Below are 16,976 nucleotides of genomic sequence, written 5' to 3' on the forward strand. Positions count from 1 at the left end.
GAGGATTGGCAAAGCCGGTCTTTGTCGAGGAATATCGGCTCGCAAAAAACGAGCGGCTGAGGAACGGCCGCTTGTGGCGCGAAGCGGCCATTCACTAGGTCTCAGGCCGCTCATAGCCTAGCGCTGAGTCGTCTATTCCGCTGAGGCTTTCGACATGAACGCAAGCTCCGGTCCTACCGGAACGATGCCACTCGGATTCAATTTGCGGTGGCTCTGATGGTAATGGCGCTTGATGTGCCCAAGATTGACAGTCGCTGCGACGCCGTCGATCCGGAACAGGGTGCGCATATAGTCAGAAAGGCGCGGATAGTCGGCAATCCGCCGGATGTTGCATTTGAAATGGCCGACATAGACGGGATCGAACCGGATCAGCGTCGTGAACAGCCGCCAGTCGGCCTCCGTGATTTCCCCGCCTGTTAGAAAGCGCCGGGATGACAGGCGATCCTCGAGCCAGTCTAGTGTCTGGAAGAGGGGGCCGACGGCCTCCTCATAGGCTTCCTGCGTCGTTGCAAAACCGGCCCGGTAGACGCCGTTGTTGACCGTCGCATAGATGCGCGCATTCAAGCCGTCGATCTCGGTCCTGAGCGCCTCGGGATAATAGTCGCCTGCCTTCGCGCCGATGCCGTCGAAGGCAGTGTTGAACATGCGAATGATCTCGGACGACTCGTTGTTCACGATCGTGCCGGTCTTCTTGTCCCACAGAACCGGAACCGTGACATGGCCCGAGTAGGTCGGGTCCGACCTCGTGTAGACCTCGTGCAGATAGTGCGCGCCGCCGATAGGATCGGGAACCACGCCATCGCCTGCGGCGAAGCTCCAGCCCTGCTCGGCCATGAGCCAATGCACAACCGAGACGTCGATGAGTGGCGTAAGCCCCTTCAGGGTGCGGAAGATCAGGGTCCGATGCGCCCAGGGGCAGGCCAGGGAAACATAGAGATGATAGCGCCCGGGCTCGGCCCTGTATCCGCCGACCCCCGTCGGGCCGGGCGTACCGTCAGTGGTAACCCAACTGCGGAAAACGCTGTCTCGACGCACGAAACGTCCGCCGCTGGCCGAGGTATCGTACCACTGATCGTGCCAACGACCGTCAATGAGCAATCCCATTTCATTCTCCTTCCAAATCGTCGCCGAGGCGTACGGCCCCCACGGCGGCGAGCCCGGGCGGTGCGACGTTGACGACTTTACGATTAGTGTCGTTCGCGAGTGCGATCGCCTCCTTCTCATTCTCGACGCGTAGAAGGACGCGACAGGACCGAATAGTTCTTGCGAGACCGGATTCCCTTGACGGTACCGGTCAGAATGGTCGGCTCGATGTAGAAACCGGGCCGGTCGATGGCTCTCTATTCCCTCTCGCGGTGGGCTTGCGGCAGCGCTCATTTACACATGAACCTGATGATTTGCTCGGCGACAGCGCGGGGGGCTTCTTCGGGCATATAGTGCCCACAGCCAGCAAACACAGCACCCTGAACATCCGCCGCGACCAAGCGCATCGTGTCGAGCAGCATGGCGCCGACTCCGCTCTCCGCGCCGACAGCGAGTACCGGCATGGCGAGCTTGCGCTCGGCGCGCGCCCGGGTGTGCGCGATTCCTTCGGGTCCGAGATTGTGTCGCTGGTAGGAAAGCGCCGCCCGCGTCGCGCCGGGGGCGGCATTGACGCGTACATATTCACCGAGATCCGCCGGCGTGATCGTCCAGGGACGAGTGGATTTGGCCCTGAACAGCCAAGTCAGGAGCTCCCGCTCGCGTCCCTGCAGCAGGATCTCCGGCAGGTCATCGAGCCGATTGAAGGCGAGGTGCCAGGTCTTCACATTCGCCTCCGCCGAGGGAATGCCGGCCGGAGGCGGCGGGGTGATGCCGGGCAGCGCCGCGTCGAACACGGCGAGCCGCTTCACGTCGCCGGGCCATTCGGCGGCATAGGCATAGCCGATCCAGGTGCCCATATCGTGACCGACGATGTCGACAGGCCCGTTCGCCGTCAGTCTCAGCGCCTCGACGAAGTCATGAAGCTCGGTGGCCACGGTGCGCATCTCGTAGCCAGAGGCGGGCCGATCGGAGTCGCCCATGCCGCGCGGGTCGAGCGCGATCACGCGCCGGCCGGCCTTGGCGAGCAGCGGCATCACATAACGCCATGCGTACCAGCTCTGCGGCCAGCCGGGCAGCAGCAGGATCGGCGCGCCGCTGCCGCCTTCGACGAAATGCAGCCGCACGCCCTTGATAGCGACGGTATCGTGATGGAACTGCGTCCAGAACGTCGCAGGGTCGAAAGGCGGCAACGTGTCCGCGGCGGAGGTTTGAACAATGTCATGCGTCATGGTGTACTCCTTGGTCGGGTCTGCCGAGTTGCGTCAGCGTCACGACGAGGCCCACCGCCGCCGGCGTGAGGCCGAGCGAGGCGCGGCGAAAGGAGCTGTGAAGGCCTGGTTTCGGTCGCGGGGTGGATTGGTATGGTTGGTTCCATATAGAAAGAGACCTCTTCCAAATTAGGCAAATGCTCAGTCGAGTAGCTTCAACGTGCTATCGACGAGGCTCGACATCTCCTCACGGGAGCGGCCGGTCTTGCCCAGGACACGCATTCCCTGCACCACGCAGAGCAGCAGGCGGGCGGTGACGGCGGCATCGACCCGCGAGGAAACGGAGCCATCTTCCTGTCCCTCTCGAATGAACTCGACGAGACGCCTTTCTTGGCTCGCGAGCACGGCGGCGACGCGCTTCGCCATTGCGGGATCGGAGCTTGCGAGATCGACAGCACAGCCCACGACGAGGCAGCCGCGCCGGCCGGTCTTGCCGTGGCTGTATTCGGCATAGACGGCGAGTGTGGCCCTGACCTTGTCGCGTCCGGTTCGTGTGTTTGCCAGCTCCTGCGCCAGCAGCTCGCTGCGCAGCATGACGTAGCGCTCGAACGCAGCCAGGAAGACGCCACGTTTGTCGCGGAAGGCCTTGTAGAGGCTGCCCTCGGCGATCTCCATCGCAGCCGTGAGTTTGCCGAGCGAGGTGGCGTGATAGCCGTTCTCGCTGAACGTGCCGATGGCCTTGTCCAGCGCGTCATCGAGATCGAACTCCCGTGGGCGTCCGGGACTGCGAGGCCCCGGAGAAGGTGTGACTGATCTGTCCATAGGCGGGATAATAGGAAGAGATCACTTCCTAATCAAGCCTGATTTAGACTTAGTTCGTCATGCGACATAACCACCGTCTATCGTCTGGCTGGAGCCGGTAATGAAACCGGCCTCGGGGCTTGCGAGATAGGCCACTAGCCCAGCGATCTCTTCAGGCTTACCCATGCGTCCGAGGGGCACCAGTGGCTTCACCATCTCGGCGTAAGCAGCTGTCATGTCTGTTTCGGTGGGTCCGGGCTGGACGTTATTGACGGTAATCCCGCGCGGCGCGAGATCGATAGCGATGCCCCGCACCAGCGAGGCAACAGCGCCCTTTGTCATCGAGTAAACGCTTGCTCCCGGGAATGCAGTTCGAACAGCCGTATTGCTGCCGATTGTGATAATCCGTCCGCCTTCCCTGAGATGGGGGCACGATGCCTGGATCGCGACGAAGACGCCACGCACATTCGTCGCCATCATACAATCGAAGTCGGCAAGATCATACTTGTCCACCGTGCCGCGTATTAAGATCCCGGCATTGACGACCAGAATGTCCAGATGGCCAAAGCGTGCGATCGTCTGTGCCACCGCATCCACGACGGCTTTTGGATCGGCGCTGTCGGCTTTGATCGCGATCACGGGCTGGCCATGCGCTTCCGCCGCGCGGGCGGTTTCAGACGCCTTCTCCGCCGAGTTGGCGTAGGTCAGCGCAACCGACGCGCCGTTCGCAGCAAGTCGCCTCACGATCGCCGCACCAATGCCCCGAGAGCCCCCAACAACAAGGGCGACCTTATCGATTAGCGTAGGTTCGTTATACATATGCTCTCTCCGTTATTGACTAATAAGTCCAAAAGTGTCCAGGCCTATGCTCGCAGCACCGCCGCGAAACTACTGATTTCTCAAACTTGCGATCGCAAAGGCGGCCGTGTCGCGCAGAGATTGAAGAGAAGCTCCTGCCTTTGCTGCGACCTGGAGTCCGAACATCGTTGTTTCCACGAAGCGCGCGGCACGCTCGATATGGACATTCGCTCCGATTTCGTTTGCCGCTTGCGCGTGCCGTAGCCGCTCGATCAGAGCCTTGTGCTGCGGGCCACCGCTCTTGGCGCGCAGTGCTGCCAGGTCGGTGTCAGTGTTTCCGAATTCGCAGATGGAGCCGACACCCATGCAGCCCCTCTCGCGCGTGGATTTATCTGAAGCAATGATGCCGATAACAAGCGCTTCAACGCCGGCCAGCGGCGAAGCGGTCGATCGCAGTCGCCTGATGTTCTCGGCAACGCTCTCTCGCTGATATCTCTCAAGCGCTTCCAGATAAAGGCGGTGTTTGTCGCCAAACGTGTCGTACATGCTCTGCCGGCCGATATTCATTGCACGCAGCAGATCGTCCGTAGAAGTTGCAGCATAGCCCTTTCGCCAGAAAACGGACATCGCCCGTTGCACGGCTGCATCGCGGTCAAATTCCCTCGGCCTTGCCATGGCCGTGATTAGCCAATTTGGACTGATCTGTCAATAACGGCGCATCCGGCAATGGAAGCATTCTAACGGCTGTTGTTGTGAAGGGTTTCGGATGCCGGCCGCATGATGGACGGCACCGCGAGTTCGGCGGCCGGCGTCCGAAAGCCTTGTGTGTACCGAAAACCTTATCCGAGTTGATGACGTGATGGAATCGCATAAGCTGGCGGAATGATCGGGCTGCTCTGTTACGTTCTGGCCGTCCTAGCCTTTCCATTCAAGTCGAAGTTGCGGCTTGAAGCTGAGAACGCGGTGCTTCGACATCAGTTGAATGTCTTGAGGCGTAGGCTGCATGGTCGTGTCCGACTCACGAACAATGATCGCTGGTTCTTTATCCAGCTGTATCACTGGTTTCCATCAATCCTGAAGGTTCTCACAATCATCCGGCCCGAGACGCTCGTGCGTTGGCACAGGGCCGGCTTTCGCTGCTACTGGCGTTGGAAGTCGCGCCCACAGGGAGGGCGACCGCAGATCGAAACGGAGCTGCGCGTATTGATCCGGCGGATGAGCGTCGAAAATCCGCTTTGGGGTGCGCCACGCATCCACGGCGAACTGCTCAAGCTCGGGTTTGAGATCGCGCAGTCGAGCGTCGCCAAGTACATGGTCAAACGACGGGGACCACCCAGCCAGGGATGGCGAACCTTCTTGCGTAACCACGCGCCGGACATTGCCGCCATGGACCTGTTCGTTGTTCCAACTATCGGTTTCGACCTGCTCTATGCCTTCGTCATCGTCCGGCTCGACCGCAGAGACCTTGTCTGGATCAACGTCACGACGAATCCCACGTCAGAATGGGTCGCACGTCAAATAACGGAGGCGTTTCCTTGGAACGAGGCTCCGCGCTACATGATCCGGGACCGCGATCGGATCTATGATGCCGTCGTCACACGCCGACAGCGTGCCATGGGTATCCGGGACAAGCCTACCGCACCAGCCTCGCCCTGGCAGAACGGCTTTGCCGAACGGCTGATCGGATCGATCCGGCGTGAGTGTCTCGATCATGTTATCATCCGGGGCGAAGCGCATTTGCGTCGGATTCTAAAATCCTATGCCGACTACTACAACGGCGTCAGAACGCATCGGTCACTGAACAAAGATGCGCCGGTCTCTCGCCCGCTTCAGCTGACTGGAATCATTCGTTCACATCCGATACTCGGCGGGCTTCATCACCATTACGTCCGGGTTTGAGGTTTCGGTACACACAGGGGCCACCTTGCGCACGTAGGCGATTTCAAGCTTGTCCGCCTTCGTCAGGGTGTCCTGCGGAACGCCTGAGCCAGCGGTCGTTTGATCCGGTAGGGGTTCGATAGCCGGAGGACGCGACGCTGCCGTCCCAGCCTTAATCGCTATTGCCGCTAGGAGGACCAGACAACCAATTGAGAGCCCCACTATCCTCATTGCCAATCCCTCAAACCGAGCAACTCGGTCATCGTAAGCTCGGGATGGATTCAGGCTGTTGAAGGGCAGGCTCGAAAAGATGGAGGAATTGGAAAAGTTGTTTGTCGTACGGTTAACGCAGCTCAGAGCTATCACCGTTTGGTGGGTGCCGGACATTAGTACCGGTTGAGGCCCTCCGGCTCCCGAGCGTACGTCCCAACTCGCCTTTCATGGTGACAGATAGCCCGCGTGCTTCGCGGTCCGCCATAGCGCGGTAGCGCATCGCGGCGGGAATGACCGGCCGTGCGGAGCCGATCGCGAATTGCGCCAAGCAGGCGGCCGCTACCTTAGGTGCAGCGCTTCGGCCAGCCGATGAGCAGGGCCATCGGAAGCGGCCGCCGGCTTTCGTCCGCTCCGCCTGCAGGCGCCGGTAGCCCGGGAGGCGGATAGCATCGACCCGAAGAAAATATTTCCACGCCTGCAGTCACCCCACGGCGATCGGTATGTTCGGGCGGCTGATTGACATCGCGCGCCTGCGGGCGCAATTTTCTGACCATTGCGCAAGGGAGTTTAAGGTGACTTCCAGCTGCTGGCTCTGCGAGCAACGCCAAGCGGGAACGCGCCCGGTGCGCGGCGGTGGTCGCGCTTGCGTTGACGCCTCCGGTTCACGCGCAGGAACACTGCGAACTGGGTGTGACGATCGCCGAATTCATGATCGGCCAGATCATTCCTTAGGGTGGGCTGGCCTCGCCTTCTTTAGCCTTTGCCTCATGCCGGACCGTACAACAGCTTGTTTTGCAGCGCGCCGTCGCGTTGCGAAGACCGGCTTCAGATATGGTTGCCCTCGGCTCTTTTAGTAGCTGGGGCCGTCGCAATGACCTTGGAAGAAGACCTTGAACCATCTGAGGGAGCAGCGATCATGAATAAAATGACTATGGCGGCAAGTCTCGGTCTCGCTTGCCTGCTCAGCACTGCAACGGTTGCCCTTGCGGCGGATCCGGGCGCCGAAGACCCCAACAATTGGCCGCAATATCATCGGACGAGCAATGCGTGGCGCTACAGCCCGCTCGACCAGATCAACAAGGATAACGTCAGCAAACTTTCAGTCGCCTGGATCGCCCAGGGCGGCGATATCACGATGGGGATTCAGGAAACCCCGTTGGCCATAGACGGGGTAATCTATTCGATAACGGCTGGCAATCGGGTGGCGGCGCTCGACGGAAAGACTGGGCGGGAACTCTGGAGCTATGAGCCAAAGCTTGATCCGCTCACGAAGAAGGTGCTGTTCTCGCCTTATAGCCGTGGCGTCGCGGTGGGCCACCGCATGGTCTTCATCGGGACTGTGGATGGGCGCGGCATCGCTCTAGATCAAAAAACCGGCAAGGTAATTTGGGAGGTCCAATTAACCGATTTCACGAACTGCCATGGCTGCAATTTCACGTCGCCGCCCGTCGTTGCCGGCGACATCCTGACTTTCGGCTCGACAGCCGGCGAACTCGCGACCCAAGGGAAAATCTACGGGGTCGACGCAAAAAGCGGCAAGAAGCTCTGGGAATTCAACACCATCAAGAACGACCCGAAGAGTTGGCCGGGCGAGAGCAGCAAATATGGGGGCGGCGGCGCCTGGATGCCGGGTACCTATGACGCGGAGACAAACACTGTCTTCTATGGCACCGGCAATCCGGGAAAGGACTTCATCAACGCAGACCGGGAAGGCGATAATCTCTACACCGATTCAGTCGTCGCGCTCGATCCCAGGACCGGTCAGCTGAAATGGCACCGGCAGGAGATCAAACAGGATGTGTGGGATTACGATTCGGCTTACGAGGTGATGCTGTACAAGAAGGACGGCAAGGACTTGATCGTCCACATGAACAAGAGCGGCTATGCTTTCGTCCTCGACAAGAATGACGGGAAAATCGAAAACATTTGGCCGCTCAGCGACGTCAAGAATTTTGTAAAGGACATCGACAAGAAGACCGGAGAATTGATCGGCCGCCTCGAACTGCCAATGAACGAGGAGACGCTGGTCTGCCCGTCGACCTTTGGCGGGCGTAGCTGGAATGCGGGCGCCTACAACCCGAAGAGCGGGTTGTGGTACAACAATGTACTGGATTTCTGCGGGTACCTAAAACCGGTCGCCCAGAAGGACGACCCGAAGGACTACGCCACTGGTCACACCGGCTCCAATGATTTCGGGCGTCTGGTGCTGGCGCCCGATGGTCGCAAGCCTGGTCGGCTCGATGCGCGCGATCCGTTTACGGGTGAGCGCAAGTGGAGCTATGAGATGGAAATCCCCGGCTTTGCTAGTGCCCTGACCACAGGCGGCGGCCTGGTGTTCAACGGCGACCCTCTGGGCACGCTGCGGGCTCTCGACGCCGACACCGGAAAGCTGCTGTGGAGTTTCAATACGGGCTCTGGAATGCGTAGCGGCATCATCAGCTACGCGATCGACGGCGAGCAGTACATCCTGGTGCCAAGTGGTTGGGGATCCTACGCCGCGATCCTGCTTCCACCGTTGTTCCCCCAACTGGCAAACATTCCAGCAGCTTCGACCCTGATCGCCTTCAAACTTCCGAAATAGGCGAGGTAAGCAACGAAGGGCGGCCGACTCCCGGCCGCCCTTCGCGCTCAACGGTCGGGGTCGTTGCCATGACGCGCGGATTCTTGATAATGGTCGTTGCCGGGATCCTCGTCAGCGAGGTGGCCTTCGCGGAAAAAGACGTTCCGAACCTCAAAGACCCGAAAATGATTGCGGCGGGCCATGATCTTTTTTTGGCCAAGCAGTGTGCCCATTGTCACGGGGCTGACGGCAGAGGCGGCGTTAATCTGACGCAGCGCGGGCTTGACCCCGAGGACATCTTCCAATCGATTGCCGATGGCCGAGAGAAGAGAGGCCTCCGTATGCCGGCCTGGCGAGATGTGCTGACCGATGAAGAGATCTGGCAAGCGACGGCGTACGTCATGTCGATCAGCCAGCAACCGAAGTAGCCGCCGGCGGACGCCCCGGACACCCGCCGAAAAATGGTGCATCCGAGCCGACCTGATCCTGTCTCTGTTGCGGTGGCCGCATGGCTCGTCATCGAGACCGATACGGTCCGCGTACACTTCGACAGCGGCCGTGCCGATCAATCCTGAGAGCGACGCGAAGTGCGACGTCCGGACGGCGGACTGAGGCTCCGGATGGCATTTCGATCAAAAACGGGTAAGATCGCATCTGCTTGTCGCTGCGGCCGGAAGCGCCGCCAGTGTAGGAGCTCATCGCTTGGCAGGTGGCGGAAGCGGCCCAACTCAGCGCGATGGCGGGCGCCCACTTGATGGGCGAGGCCAGCAGTCGACGCGATCTTCTTGGCTCGACGCTCTTGGGGATAGCAGCCGTCAAGTCTTATCGGAAGACGGTGACCTCCTCTTATGCAGAATATCGTATCGAGGCACCGATGGCGGACGCAGAGCCGTGCTGGCGGTGTTGCCCGCCTCCGAAAGCCCGCGCGCTGCCACGCTCGATCGACTCGCTCACGAATACAGCTTGAAGGATGAGCTGGACGGTACCTGGGCGGTGCGGCCGCTCGAGTTCGGGCGCAATGGCAGTCAGCACATGTTGGTGCTCGAGGATCCTGGCGGCGAGCCGCTCGATGGGCTGCTCGGCGCGCCTCTGGAGCTGGGACGCTTCTTGCGCCTCGCCATCGGCATCGCCACCGCCCTGGGTAAGGCGCACCAGCGCGGCCTGGTCCACAAGGACCTCAAGCCGGCGCATATCCTGGTGAACCGCGCGACCGGAGAAGTCAGGCTTACCGGGTTCGGCATCGCCTCGCGCCTGCTCCGCGAGCGGCAGGCGCCCGAGCCGCCCGAGACCATTGCAGGCACGCTCGCCTATATGGCCCCCGAGCAGACCGGACGCATGAACCGCTCGATCGACGCCCGCAGCGATCTCTACGCGCTCGGCGTCACGCTGTACCAGATGCTCACCGGCTCACTACCTTTCACCGCGGCCGATCCCATGGATTGGATCCACTGTCATATCGCCAGAAAGCCAGTGCCGCCAAGCGAGCGGCTGGAGAATGTTCCGGCCCCGGTCTCGGCCATCATCATGAAACTGCTCGCCAAGACCGCCGAGGAGCGATATCAGACGGCGGCTGGCGTGGCGAGTGATCTGCGGCGCTGCCTGGCCCAATGGGAAGCCCAGGATTACATCAACGACTTCCCGCTCGGCCGAAAGGACACGCCGGACCGGCTGCGGTTGCCGGAGAAGCTATACGGGCGGGCGCGCGACCTCGACACCTTACTCGGCGGCTTCGATCGCGTCATCAAGAGCGGCGCGCCGGAGCTGGTGCTAGTCTCGGGATACTCCGGGATCGGCAAGTCCTCGGTCGTCAATGAACTGCACAAGATGCTCGTTCCGCCCCGTGGGCTTTTCGCGTCGGGCAAGTTCGACCAGTACAAGCGCGACATTCCTTATGCGACGCTGGCCCAGGCTTTTCACAGCCTTGTTCGGCCTCTCCTCGGGAAGAGCGATACCGAGCTTGGCGGTTGGCGCGACGCCCTTCTGGAGACGCTGGGCCCGAACGGCCGGCTCATGACCGATCTCGTTCCCGAGCTGAAGCTCATCATCGGTGACCAGCCGCCCGTCCCTGAGCTTCCGCCGCAGGACGCGCAGCGACGTTTCCAGCTGGTGTTTCGGCGGTTTATCGGCGTGTTCGCCCGGCCGGAACATCCGCTGGCGCTCTTCCTCGACGATCTTCAATGGCTCGACGCGGCGACGCTCGACCTGCTCGAGGATCTCTTGACCCCGTCGGATCTGCAGCACTTCATGCTGATCGGCGCATATCGCGATAACGAAGTCGATGCCGCCCATCCGCTGAGGCAGAAGCTCGATGCCTTGAAGAACGCCGGCGCCAAGGTGGCGGAGATCACGCTGGCGCCGCTCGCCCAGGAGCACCTCGGGCAGCTGATCGCGGACGCGCTTCGCTGCGAGCCGGAGCGCGCGGCGTCGCTCGCGCAACTGGTGCGCGAGAAGACGGGCGGAAATCCGTTCTTCGCCATTCAGTTCGTCTCTTCGCTCGCCGAAGAGGGAATGCTCGTCTTCGACCATGATGCCGCGCGCTGGTCATGGGATCTCGATCGCATTCACGCCAAGGGTTACACCGACAACGTCGTGGACCTCATGGTCGGGAAGCTCACCCGCCTGCCGGCGGACACGCAGAATGCGTTGCGGCACCTGGCCTGCCTCGGAAACAGCGCCGAGATCACGAGGCTTTCGATCGTCCTCGATAGGTCGCAGGAACTGGTTGACGCGGCTCTGTGGCCGGCCGTGCATCAGGAATTGGTCGAGCGCCTGGCGGGCGCCTACCGGTTCGCCCACGATCGCGTTCAGGAAGCCGCCTATTCGTTGATCCCGGAGGAGCTGCGCGGCGAGGCGCACCTTCGGATAGGGAGGCGGCTCGCGGCGCACATCCCTCCCGAGAAGCGGGAAGAGGCAATCTTCGACATCGTTAGTCAGCTCGACCGCGGCGCGTCGTTGATCACCTCCCGAGACGAGCGCGAGCAGCTGGCCCAGCTCAATCTGCTCGCGGGTAAGCGCGCCAAGGCGTCTACAGCATACGCCTCAGCGTTGACATATCTGGTCACCGGCGCGACGCTGCTGCCGGAAGACTCCTGGGAGTGCCGCCACGAGTTTACCTTCGAGCTGGAACTGCTCCGGGCCGAATGCGAGTTTCTCACCGGTGCGATGGCCACCGCGGACGAGCGGTTGAAAGGGCTTTCCACCCGCGCCGCAAATACAATGGAACGCGCCTCGGTTGCCTGCCTACACATCGATCTGTACACGACTCTCGCTCAGAGCAGCCGCGCCATTGCCGTCGGGCTCGACTATCTCCGGCATCTGGGTATCGAATGGTCGCCGCACCCGACAGACGAGGATGTGCGACGTGAATACGATCGGATATGGTCGCGGCTCGGGAGCGGCTCGATCGAGGATATGCTTGAGCTGCCGTTGATGACTGATCCAGCATCCCTGGCGACGATTGACGTTCTGACGAAGGTTGCGCCAGCTGCATTCACGCTTATGGAAGCAAATTTTCATGCCCTCGCCATATGCTGGGCGGCGAATCTCAGCCTCGAGCGTGGTAACAGCGACGGTTCGTGCGACATCTATGTGAGGCTTGGCTTCATCGCGGGTGACCGATTCGGCGATTACAAGGCCGGATCTCGCTTCGGTAAGGTCGGGTGCGAGCTGGTCGAACGACGCGGGTTGAAGCGTTTCCAAGCCCGGACCTATATGTTGTTCGCGCATTTCCTGATCCCATATACGCAGCACGTCCGGGCTGCACGTGATCTCCTGCATCGTGGATTCGAAGTCGCGAACAAGATCGGCGACCTCATGTTTGTGGGGTGGTACAGCGGCTTGTATCTAATCGAGAATCTTCTGGCATCGGGAGATCCGCTCAGCGAGGTGCAGCGCGAGGCCGAGCGTGGTCTCGCTTTTGCGCAGAAGGCGCAGTTGGTACACGTCGCTTCCATCACCCGATCGCACCTCGAGCTCGTCCGGACGCTGCGCGGCTTGACGCGGAAATTTGGCTCCTTCGACGATGAAGAGTTCGGCGACGCGCGGTTCGCCAAAAACCCGAACTCAGCGTTTGCCGAGTGGCTGTACAGGATTCGAAAGGTGCAGGCGCACTTTCATGCCGGCGACTATTCCTCGGCCATCGAGGCGGCAACGAGGGCGCAACGGCATACGGCGTCGGGGTATATTTACCAGGTCGCCGATCTTCGCTTCTACAGCGCTTTGTCGCATGCCGCAGTTTGTGACACCGCCGACCAGCGGGAAGCGCATTTCGCAGCGCTGTCCGCCCATCACCGGCAACTCGAGATCTGGGCCGAGCAATGCCCGGAGAACTTCGAAAACCGCGCCGCGCTGGTCGGAGCCGAGATCGCTCGCCTGGAAGGCCGTGACGTCGATGCTATGCGGCTCTATCAACAGGGCATCCGCTCTGCCCGCGTCAATAGCTTCGTCCAAAACGAGGCGCTCGCCTACGAACTTGCTGCGCGCTTCTACGCGGCCCGTGGCTTCGATGAAATAGCGCATCTCTACCTGCGAAACGCCCGGTACGGCTACCTGCGGTGGGGAGCCGATGGCAAGGTGCGGCAGCTCGATGAGATGTATCCGCAGCTCCGGAAGGACGAGCCAACGCCCGCTCCAACGAGCACGATCGGGGCGCCCGTCGAACATCTCGATCTCGCGACCGTGCTCAACGTCTCACGGGCCGTCTCCGGCGAGATCGTCCTGGAAAAGCTGATCGACATGCTCATGCGCACGGCCATCGAACAGGCGGGTGCCGAGCGAGGTCTGTTGATCATTCTTGGCGCGGCTGAGCCCCGGATCGGGGCAGAAGCGACGACGAGTGGCGACACGGTTGTCGTGCAGCAGCGGGATCAGCCCATGACCGCGGCCGTCCTACCGGAGACGGTGGTCCATTTTGTCCTGCGCACGCGCGATAGCGTCATTCTCGACGACGCCGTGGCCCAGCCCACGTTTGCCGAGGATCCCTATTTCCGTGAGCGCCAAGCGCGGTCCGTTCTCTGCCTGCCCTTAATCACCCAGGCCAGGGTCATCGGCGTGCTCTACCTCGAGAACAACCTGAGCCCCGGGGTCTTCGCACCGAGCCGGATGCCGGTGCTGAAGCTGCTTGCCTCGCAGGCGGCGATCGCGCTGGAGAATGCTCGTTTGTACCGCGACCTCGCAGAACGCGAAGCGAAGATCCGGCGCCTGGTAGATGCCAACATCATCGGAATCTTCCTCTGGGAGCGAGAAGGTCGGCTTCTCGAGGCGAATGACACGTTTCTCCGCATGGTGGGATATGACCGCAAGGATCTCGTGTCGGGGCGCGTGCCCTGGACGGACCTGACGCCGCCGGACTCGTTCGACCGCACGGCGCGCGCCAAGGTGGAAATAGATATGACTGGGATCGCCCAACCCTTCGAGAAAGAGTACCTCCGCAAGGACGGCAGCCGTATTCCCGTGCTGATCAGCTCCGCCGCCTTCGACGAACAAGGAGACCAGGGCGTCGCGTTCGTGCTCGATTTGACCGAGCGCAAGCGGGCGGAAGCCGAGGCCCGCGAGAGCGAACGGCGCCATGGCGAGATGCAAGTGGAACTGGCGCACGCGAACCGGGTCGCAACGATGGGCCAGCTCACAGCCTCGATCGCCCATGAAGTGAAACAGCCCATCACTTCGAGCGTCCTCGGCGCTCAGGCCGCCCTGCGCTGGCTGAATCGACAACCGCCGGATATGGAGGAGGTGCGGCAGGCACTCGCTCGCATCATTGACGCCGGCACTCGGGCGGGCGACATCGTCGACCGGATCCATGGCCTCGTAAAAAAGGTACCGTCGCGGAAGGATTGCGTGGACATCAACGCAGCCATCCGCGAGGTGATTGAGCTCACCCGAGGCGAAGCCCTGAAGAACGGCGTTTCAGTGCACACAGAACTCGCGGCCGGCTTGCCGCTCATCGAAGGAGACCGCGTCCAATTGCAGCAAGTGGTCCTCAACCTCATTGTTAACGCGGTCCAGGCCATGGACGCGATCACGGATGAAGTCCGAGAGGTGCTCATCACCACCGATCCGGCGGAATCGAATGGCGTGCTCGTTGCGGTGAAGGATTTGGGGTCGGGCTTTTCCCCGGAAAGTCTCGAGCGTATTTTCGACCCCTTCTACTCGACCAAGCCCGGCGGTTTGGGCATGGGGCTGTCAATCTGTCGTTCGATTATCGAGGCTCACGGGGGACGATTGTGGGCGAGCGCGAACGTGCCTCGTGGGGCTATCGTTCAATTCGCCGTGCCCGCCTTCGCGGATCACGTATTGATGAGGTGCTGAGACCGTCACGCGGCGACATATGCAGCCAGCCAGTTAAATTAAACGTCGCCGCAGTTAAATGATGCTCGGCTGCGCACAACGCTCCGAGGTCAGTTCGGCGTCAATCGCATCATTTTAGACTGTCGGCCGCCACTTCCGGTCTTCCCTCGGAAACGGACTGTGAGGAGCAAGTCGCCGAGATCTCCGGCAAACTCATGGCCTGGCACAAGGCTGACGAATGCAGCCGGCGTCTCGCCAGGATTCCTGGCATCGGCCCGATCGGCGCGGCGTTGCTGATGATGAAGACCCCGGCGCCGGAGCTATTCCGATCGGGGCGCCAGTTCGCAGCCTGGATCGGATTGACGCCGAGGGACCATTCAACAGCCGGCAAGGTCAAGCTCGGCGTCATCACGCGAGCTGGCGATGAAGCTTTGCGCGCCGTGCTGGTGTCGGGGGCAACCGCCGTAATTAGGCATGCCGTTGGCCGCAAAGGACGCGCGTCGCCCTGGCTCATCGACCTTCTCAAGCGCAAGCCGCCGAAGCTGGCTGCCGTAGCGTTGGCCAACAAATTGGCCCGCATCGCATGGAAACTGATGGTCACAGGCGAAAACTACGCGGCGACATCCACGCCTATTGCTTCGGCGGCCGCGGTGTAAGAATCAGCCAGACACGGGGAGTAACCTAACCGCAACCGTGCTGAGCCGATGTCAGAACTTGCAAGGTGACGAGCAGATGGTGTGATCGATCGATCCTAGACGCGAGACACCCCGTGGACCCCACTGGCCGCAAAGGTCGCCGGCGTGTCTGGAACTCGCGTCGCGGAAACCATCTTGGCCAGCGTTCGTATGCGAGGGCGCCAACAGGCCGGACATATGGACGCAAGCGATCTGATCAAATCATTGCAACGACAGCCTTGCGAGGAGGGGGCCGTCCACATATGGGGTCCCGACGCCGATTGGCAAGCCAAGCTTTTGATCTATCAAGCGATGGAGGGGTCAATCTTAGACGCTTATTTACACCTTGTGCACGTGGAGACGCTCTTTGCGCGGAACCTGGGAGGTCTCATCCATGCCCGGACTCGTGTGCCGGGCCGGCTTGGGAAGGCGACAAGCCGCACGCCGAGCATGTGTACGTGGATGAGAAGTCGGATGAGGCCATAGTACTTGCGAAGCGACTGAACAAAGGGAGGCAACTCCCGGCGGAAGTCGTGGAGGGAAGGGCCTCACTCAAGGGGAACAGCCGTCAGGCGGCCGCGGTTCGGACACTGAGCCGAAATGCCGCGTCGATCCGAATGATGGCTGCACGGCGGGCGACGAGCGTGACTACATCGTTCGTTGCACGACGTCTGACCCGAGGGAGGAGCCCGGTGCGTTAGCAGCGCACGCCGGGATCTGTGCGGGTTGCGCCTTGCAAGCGCGTTGAAGTCTGCCGTCTGCGATGACGGCCGCGGCAAAGCCTAGCAAGCAGCCGCGAACCGAGTCTTGCGTGGCGTCCGGTAACGGCCGTTGCGAAGCGTAGACAGGGAGGTTGTAGGCCGGAACGACAGTGAACGGGAACATAGCCCCGAAATCGATCGTGATCGGAGTAGCCGACCCTACACAATCACTTTCCCTGCCAGACAATTCCCGCCGGTGGACGCCTTTTGGTCGGTGACTATGTATGATGGCAAAAGCCAATTTCTGATCGAAAACCCAATCAACCGCTATCTGATCAATTCGCCGATGTTGCCGGGCATGAAGAAGAACGCGGACGGCTCATTAACCCTCTATATCCAGAACAAATCACCAGGCGCCGACAAGGAGTCCAACTGGCTGCCGGCTCCGGATGGCCCGATCTACCTGGTGATGCGGCTCTATTGGCCGAAGACCGAAGCACCTTCGGTATTGCCCGCTGGCAATGGCACCTGGAAGCCGCCGGCCATCGCGGTGGCGAACTAGCACTCATACCGGCCGCCGTCATGGCGCGGATGACGCGGCCGGCGCTTTGTTGCGATTCGCAGGCCGAGACCGGATTCCATGTATCCAGATACGCCATCCGTCAGTCAGCTATCGCACGTCATTTCGCAGGCCGCGGCGCCCGCTGCCGCGTTTCCATTTCAAAATTGTGGAATGTCTGTTGCGGGTGTGCGCCGTGACAAGGCGGCGCTTTCC

General features: G+C 61.3%; 9 protein-coding genes and 2 pseudogenes. 6 read left to right on the top strand and 5 right to left on the bottom strand.

Going from position 1 to position 16,976, the window contains the following annotated elements; translation table 11 throughout:
• Positions 1–132 precede the first annotated feature (132 nt).
• From B5525_RS24330 to B5525_RS24350, 5 genes are all read right to left on the bottom strand, one after another.
• Positions 133–1,104 (bottom strand): glutathione S-transferase family protein, encoded by a 972-nt coding sequence (locus B5525_RS24330; protein ID WP_079568271.1) that lies wholly within the window; start codon positions 1,102–1,104, stop codon positions 133–135.
• 269 nt (positions 1,105–1,373) lie between these two features.
• Positions 1,374–2,312, bottom strand: a complete 939-nt coding sequence (locus B5525_RS24335; protein WP_079568272.1) for an alpha/beta fold hydrolase — start codon at positions 2,310–2,312, stop codon at positions 1,374–1,376.
• A gap of 180 nt (positions 2,313–2,492) precedes the next feature.
• Positions 2,493–3,113, bottom strand: coding sequence for a TetR/AcrR family transcriptional regulator (locus B5525_RS24340; protein WP_079568273.1), 621 nt, complete (start codon positions 3,111–3,113; stop codon positions 2,493–2,495).
• A 57-nt stretch (positions 3,114–3,170) separates the two neighbouring features.
• A complete protein-coding gene (locus B5525_RS24345) occupies positions 3,171–3,911 on the bottom strand; it encodes a 3-oxoacyl-ACP reductase family protein (protein ID WP_079568274.1) in 741 nt (246 codons plus the stop codon).
• 69 nt (positions 3,912–3,980) lie between these two features.
• On the bottom strand, positions 3,981–4,517 hold the full coding sequence (locus tag B5525_RS24350; RefSeq protein WP_197687836.1) for a TetR/AcrR family transcriptional regulator: 537 nt from the start codon (positions 4,515–4,517) through the stop codon (positions 3,981–3,983).
• Positions 4,518–4,772: 255 nt separating this feature from the next.
• On the opposite strand from B5525_RS24350, the gene B5525_RS46555 reads away from it, so the two are divergent.
• The 6 genes and pseudogenes from B5525_RS46555 to B5525_RS24390 form a co-directional block, all read left to right on the top strand.
• A complete protein-coding gene (locus B5525_RS46555; RefSeq protein WP_079568276.1) occupies positions 4,773–5,789 on the top strand; it encodes an integrase core domain-containing protein in 1,017 nt (338 codons plus the stop codon).
• Positions 5,790–6,852: 1,063 nt separating this feature from the next.
• On the top strand, positions 6,853–8,562 hold the full coding sequence (locus tag B5525_RS24365; RefSeq protein WP_197687837.1) for a pyrroloquinoline quinone-dependent dehydrogenase: 1,710 nt from the start codon (positions 6,853–6,855) through the stop codon (positions 8,560–8,562).
• A gap of 68 nt (positions 8,563–8,630) precedes the next feature.
• The gene (locus B5525_RS24370) at positions 8,631–8,969 is read left to right on the top strand and encodes a c-type cytochrome (protein ID WP_079568279.1); all 339 of its coding nucleotides are present in this window, start codon (positions 8,631–8,633) and stop codon (positions 8,967–8,969) included.
• A 427-nt stretch (positions 8,970–9,396) separates the two neighbouring features.
• Positions 9,397–14,847: a trifunctional serine/threonine-protein kinase/ATP-binding protein/sensor histidine kinase gene (locus B5525_RS24375; RefSeq protein WP_154073872.1), complete on the top strand. Its 5,451-nt coding sequence runs from the start codon at positions 9,397–9,399 to the stop codon at positions 14,845–14,847.
• A 185-nt stretch (positions 14,848–15,032) separates the two neighbouring features.
• Positions 15,033–15,482: pseudogene (locus tag B5525_RS24380) on the top strand (transposase); the annotation flags it as partial.
• 921 nt (positions 15,483–16,403) lie between these two features.
• Positions 16,404–16,763, top strand: a pseudogene (locus B5525_RS24390) (DUF1214 domain-containing protein); the annotation flags it as partial.
• Between the last annotated feature and the right edge of the window lie 213 nt (positions 16,764–16,976).

The sequence above is a fragment of the Bradyrhizobium erythrophlei genome (assembly GCF_900129505.1).
In the GTDB taxonomy this organism is placed as follows: Bacteria; Pseudomonadota; Alphaproteobacteria; order Rhizobiales; family Xanthobacteraceae; genus Bradyrhizobium; species Bradyrhizobium erythrophlei_D.